Raw genomic sequence first — 1,850 nt, forward strand, 5'->3', positions numbered from 1 at the left:
ACCGCCGCGCGGCTCGCCCGTGCCCGTGCGGCAACGCCCGCGGGCGCGGACGGCAGGCCCGCCGCCCTGAACTGAGCGCACCGTCAGGAGAACGCCATGAACAAGCACGCCATTCACAAGCCCTCGCCATCGTCGCGCGTACGCGCCGGGCTCGCTGCCCTGCTCGCCGCACCGCTGCTGGCCGCCTGCATCAGCACCACGCCGGTCTGGGACAGCCGCTTCGGACAGTCGGTCCATGCGGTCAAGCAGGCCCAGATCATCAACCCGAATGCACCCGCGGGCCTGCCTTCGCTAACCGGCGTCGACGGCAAGGCCGCCGTCGCGGCGATGGGCAACTACGACCGCTCGCTGCAGCGGCTGTCGCCTGGCGGCGCCTATGGCAACGGGGCCGGCATGCAGGGCGGCATCGGCATGTCGGGCGGCATCGGCACGCGCTGACGCGCGGCGGCGCGGTGCAGCGCAGCGAGTCAGTTCGCCAGCCAGTTCGCAAGCCAGGGAGAGAGCCATGATGCAGCCGAACACAGCGAGACCGCGTCCACGCCGGCGGGCCGCGACGCCGCGGCGCCAGCAAGGCGCCGTCGCGATCGTCGTCGCGCTGGCGCTGGTCGCGATGGTGGGCTTTCTCGGGCTGGCGCTCGACCTCGGCAAGCTCTACGTGGCCAAGAGCGAGCTGCAGAACGGCGCCGATGCCTGCGCGCTGGCCGCGGCGCGCGACCTGACCGGCGCCACGCCGCTGGCGGTGTCCGAGGCAGCGGGCATCACCGCCGGCTATCGCAATCTGGCGCTGTTCCAGAGCGAATCGGTGCAGTTCGCCGCGGACAGCAGCGTCACCTACAGCGACGCGCTGGCCAATCCCTTCTACCCGAAGAGCAGCGTGCCGTACGCGCTCGACACCATCAAGTACGTCAAGTGCGCGGCCTCGCGCGCAGGCATCGCCAACTGGTTCGCGCAGGTGCTGAACCTGCTGCCGGGCGGCAACGTGGGGCCGAGCACGGTGTCGTCATTCGCGGTGGCCACCGTCGGCGCCGCGCAGACCGCATGCGCGATCCCGGTGTTCGTCTGCAAGCCCGAGACCCTGGACCCGCCGGAGCCGCCCTACACCGTGGGCCAGTGGCTGGTTTCCAAGCTCGATGCGGGCAACAAGGGCGAATATGGCGGCGGCAATTTCGGCTGGGCCGATCTCGGCGGCGGCAGCGGCACCAAGAGCCTGGCCGAACAGCTGAAGGGCTCGGGCCAATGCAACCTGCCCTCGCTTGGCACCGAGATCGGCACCACCGGCAACAAGTCGTCGCTGGCGGACGAGTGGAACAGCCGCTTCGGCATCGTCAAGGCGGGCAAGGTGGCCGGCGTGCCGGACTTCACCGGCCATGCCTACAACGACACCACCTGGCCGGCCAAGGCCAACGCGTATCCGGACTTCACCGCCAGGCGCAAGGCCTATGCGCCGTACCAGGGCGACAGCGTCGCGATGATCGATACCAAGGGCTCGCCGTCCAGCACCGCCGCGCATCAGGGCGGTGCCGACCGGCGCATGGTGCTGGCGCCGGTGGTCGACTGCAGCGGCTTCGCGGTATCCGGCACGCACAAGGCCAGCGTGCTCGAGTGGGCCTGCCTGCTGATGATTGAGCCGATGCAATGGGGCGGCAACATCAACTCGGTGCGGCTCGAATACCGGGGCGCATCGAGCTCGCTGGGCAGTCCTTGCGCGACGCAAGGCATCCCCGGCCTGGGCAGCGGGCCTGGCCCGCTGGTGCCGGTGCTGGTGCAGTAGCGGCGGCCGCATCTACACAGCAGCGACGCAATCAGGAGGCCATCGTGAACACGCCGATCCCCCGCTCCGCCACCGGCAT

The 1,850-nt window shown here is 70.4% G+C and carries 2 protein-coding genes; both read left to right on the plus strand.

Annotated elements, in window-relative coordinates; translation table 11 throughout:
* Window positions 1-96: 96 nt before the first annotated feature.
* On the plus strand, window positions 97-438 hold the full coding sequence (locus B551_RS17435; RefSeq protein ID WP_006577579.1) for a hypothetical protein: 342 nt from the start codon (window positions 97-99) through the stop codon (window positions 436-438).
* Between the two features lie 67 nt (window positions 439-505).
* A complete protein-coding gene (locus B551_RS17440; RefSeq protein WP_006577578.1) occupies window positions 506-1,771 on the plus strand; it encodes a pilus assembly protein TadG-related protein in 1,266 nt (421 codons plus the stop codon).
* Window positions 1,772-1,850: the final 79 nt, after the last annotated feature.

The sequence above is a fragment of the Cupriavidus sp. HPC(L) genome, from assembly GCF_000307735.3.
Taxonomy (GTDB): Bacteria; Pseudomonadota; Gammaproteobacteria; order Burkholderiales; family Burkholderiaceae; genus Cupriavidus.

Excerpts from the sequence above, each read along its gene's own strand:
- B551_RS17435 (WP_006577579.1), top strand. The coding sequence starts at position 97 with ATGAACAAGCACGCCATTCACAAGCCCTCGCCATCGTCGCGCGTACGC.
- B551_RS17440 (WP_006577578.1), top strand. The coding sequence starts at position 506 with ATGATGCAGCCGAACACAGCGAGACCGCGTCCACGCCGGCGGGCCGCG.